This is a genomic window from Acinetobacter sp. 24-47-66, from assembly GCF_056779755.1.
Window position 1 is genome coordinate 1 of sequence record NZ_JBWYIL010000028.1, and the last position, 3,762, is coordinate 3,762.

Sequence of the window (3,762 nt, forward strand, 5' to 3'; positions counted from 1 at the left end):
GAGCTCGACCGACCTCACACCCAAGTTGTCACTTAAATTTAAACAACTTAGGAAAGCTCTATCTTTAAAATCTTTATGCAACAAAGCCATTTAAAATATATTAAAAACCTAAATATATTAGAAAATCAGCAATAGACTCATAGAAAAAAAATGCGATTCCAAAAATAAAAACAAACAAAGATAATATCTCAATTATAATAATTTGTTTTTTAAATTTTTCACATAAATAAATAACATTATCCTGATACAGATTTGGATACAAGCTAGGACTCTTTTCTCCACGTTTTGCAAAATACGGCATCTTTTCATAACGTCTGTATGTTATAAAATATGAAAACCACATCATAGAGAATATAAAATTAAGTTGTAGTACCTTTTCAAAAGAGATTCCCACCTCATCTAAATACTCTTCAATGCCATATATTTTTTCAGAAAGTTCTTTACTATTTTTTTTATAAATAACAGGTTATATATATATGTATATAAAAGTGGCATTAAGCCAATAACAAGTAAGCTAATTAAAATGCTACCATAAAAATCAACTAATTGACTTTCCATTAGCATACCCCTGTCCTTTTTTTGAGTTCATCCTCAGCAAAATCTGCACTATATTTACCACCGAAAAGATACCTACTACCACTTTCAACAGCAGAAATCTTGAAATAAAGAGGTGCTGATATGTGTAAACAACTTATTTAAGATATTAAAAACCTAAATAAACAATAAATTTTGCTATATATTTCGATGTAAACATTGATGTTATAAATACAAGAGAGACAAGAGACAAAACTTCATTTCTGATAATCTGTTTTCCAAACTTTTCACATAAATAAATGACATTATCCTGATAAAGGTTTGGATACAAGCTTGGACTCTTTTCTCCACGTTTGGCGAAATATGACATCTTCTGTTTAAAATATCTATGCTGTACAAAATATGAGAACCACATCAAGGAAAATATAAAATTTAGTTGCATTACCTTTTCAAAAGAAACTCCCACCTCATCTAAGTATTCTTCGATACCATAGATTCTCTCAGAAAGCTCTTTACTATTTTTCTTTATAAACATGTAGTTATATATATATATAACTAACATCAGCAAAAGACCTAACCCCATTGAGCCATAAGCAATCCAAGCTTCATAAATAAGTTGCTGATCATTCATTTACATATACCAGTAATATTTTTAGATAAATCTTCCATATATTCACTCCCATATTTACCCCCAACAATAATACCCGTCCCCACTACAACGGCAGTTATTGTCAAGGAAACAGGTAAAGTCATTGTATAGCCTACTGCACCAGCAGCCATTCCTATAACATAAACAAAACCACCACCAACTATTTTTCCACCCCATCCGCCAACAACGCCTCCTGCAATCTTACTGCCTTCAATCATAGCCACTTTCTTTGTAAGCTCCATATCACCCGTGTTATAGGCATCCACTGTATTTTTAAAAAATATAGCAGCACCTAGACCAACCACCAATTGCTTACCCATTCTTAAACCGATACTGATTTTCCCCAAATCTACGATCATTTTATCGTAATGCTTCAAACCACCTCTTACGGCATCTGAGCGTATAAGAGAGTCCGTTTTCATATACTTTCTCATTAAAGGGATTTGAGTTTGGGGTTCGACAATATGCATATCTTTCAGTGCTGTACCCAACTGGCTATAAAGTGAGGCATATTTTTTCTTAAAATCTGAAAAATGCTTTGGGTTCGCATATTTAGATTTCATTAGCTGTTCACTTTGATAAACAGCCATAATCGCATCATTGCTTTTTATCACTTTTTCTAGTGATGTTTCTTTCATGACTAGAAGCTCATTCTTTTTAAGCTTTCTATCTCGCTCGCTTTTTTGTTCAGCGCTATCTACAATTTGCCCCGTTCTTTCTTCAACTTGATCTAATAGATCATCATCACCTTGACAGTATTCCTTCCTAAACTCATCAACTGTAACGACTTTCTTTTGGTCACTTACATTGGCTAATGCCATTTCAGTAGCATGTGACCAATAATCGTACAAAAGTTCATAATTTGCAGCAAAAAATGCCGCATCAAAATTTGAGGACTTTCTCAATAGCTTCAATTTTTCTTCGACGCTGCTCGCTAACCGCTTATATTCACTCAGCTTAGGATCATTACCATATTTATTTGATAAAATGACCACCTGACATGGCTTAAGCACAGTCATTGGTCCATTGGTTGATAACTCTGGCAAATGGGCATTATTATTTTTAAAAATAGAAAATTCTTTTGCTGTAGGAGGGTATGCATAGATACGTTTTAACAATGCATCGACAGTCTCATCTTCTCGAATCAACAACCAACCAACTTCCATACCTTCTTTTATATAAACTTTTTGGATTTTATTTTCTTCTATCGGGGAACTTTGCGCTTGATGGTATTTAAACTTGATCTCTGTAAACTTTCCGCTTTCAGATTGTGTTAAATGTGGAAGGATTGCGCCTTGATACCATTTATCGTCTAAGAAAATATCAACTTGAACTACTGCAGTATCATAATTCACCTCAATTTTATGGGTTTTCATAAACTTATTAAAAGGTGTCAGTTTAGATACATAGGTAGATTTAGCTTCAGATGTTTTTGCAGTAATTACATATTTCAAACGTGGTAAAGCGATATGTTTTGGTACATTTTTTAATATTGCTTGTGCAATCTTCGGTTGAGGATACTTTGCCATCTTAGTTATCCAATTTCTTAATTTTGTCATTAATTGCGTGTAGGTAGTAATTCTCTTGCTTATCAGTGACAAATGCCTGAGTTAAACTATTCGCATCTGTTTTTCCATAGCTTACATGCCCTTGATCATTCATTAACATGTAAGAAGTGAAAGGCAACAACGCTTGTGTTTCAGTATCTCGCAATTCAAATTGTATTTTGTGTAACCCCAATTTAGGCATTAAAGGAATGGTTGCATGAACATTTTCACCACTCTTAAACAAATGCTGCCCCGCCTTTACCTCGAATTTTCCGCCTGTGGTCGGAAAAATCCCCGAGCCATTAATCTTGATTTGTGAACCACCGGCGGTCAGATTAATTTCGGTTGGACTGGTAATATAAACCGCATCTTCCGTCGAAATAATCTGCACACCCTTTCTTGCAATCAGATCAGCACCATCCCCTTGAGCTTGAATCTCGATCTTGCCTTTGCCTGCATACAGTCGTGCTCCTTCTTGCGCTGCAAATAAGCTGATCTTTTTGCTGGCATGTCCGATGATACTGTCTTGGGTGCTGGTGTTTATGCTTCCTTGTGCAATTTGGTTGATCTGTCCATCTGCACTGAGGTGGATGTCTTCGTTACTTTCTACGGCAATTGAACTTGGTGAAGCCAAGAGCATGATCGCTTGTTTAAAAGCCGCAGCTTTGCTTTGGTCTTCACTCTCTAAGTTCTTGAGGTAGCCCTGTAAGTTTTCGAGTAAGCTCAGTGGATCAGTTTGTTGATTTTTTGCCACTTCACTCAAAGCTTTGGCGTTGTTTAAGCTACTTTCGAGTTGTTGTTTGGCTTCGCTTGCATCTAAATGGTTTGCTTTGGCTTGTTCTTGTTTATAGGTGGAGATGAGTATGCCTTCGCCCGCCCGTACTGCACCCCATTGGTCGGTTCTGAGTTCGAAACCTTCACCACGTCCTTCACTTTCTGCGGTTGCTTTGGGATGACTGAGATTCCCTAGGTTAAGTTGGCTCGCCCCGTGGGTGTTTTGCAGTTGGGTGGAGATTTGTCCTGTGGTGTCAT

3 protein-coding genes are annotated in these 3,762 nt (G+C 36.1%); all 3 read right to left on the reverse strand.

Going from position 1 to position 3,762, the window contains the following annotated elements:
- Window positions 1–703: 703 nt before the first annotated feature.
- A complete protein-coding gene (locus tag AC1M84_RS14180) occupies window positions 704–1,165 on the reverse strand; it encodes a hypothetical protein (protein WP_481595221.1) in 462 nt (153 codons plus the stop codon).
- Window positions 1,162–2,712, reverse strand: coding sequence for a hypothetical protein (locus AC1M84_RS14185; protein WP_481595222.1), 1,551 nt, complete (start codon window positions 2,710–2,712; stop codon window positions 1,162–1,164). Before AC1M84_RS14185 ends, AC1M84_RS14180 begins: the two co-directional genes overlap by 4 nt.
- Window position 2,713: 1 nt before the next feature.
- Window positions 2,714–3,762: DUF2345 domain-containing protein (locus AC1M84_RS14190; protein ID WP_481595223.1), on the reverse strand; the 1,049-nt coding region annotated here is incomplete at its 5' end.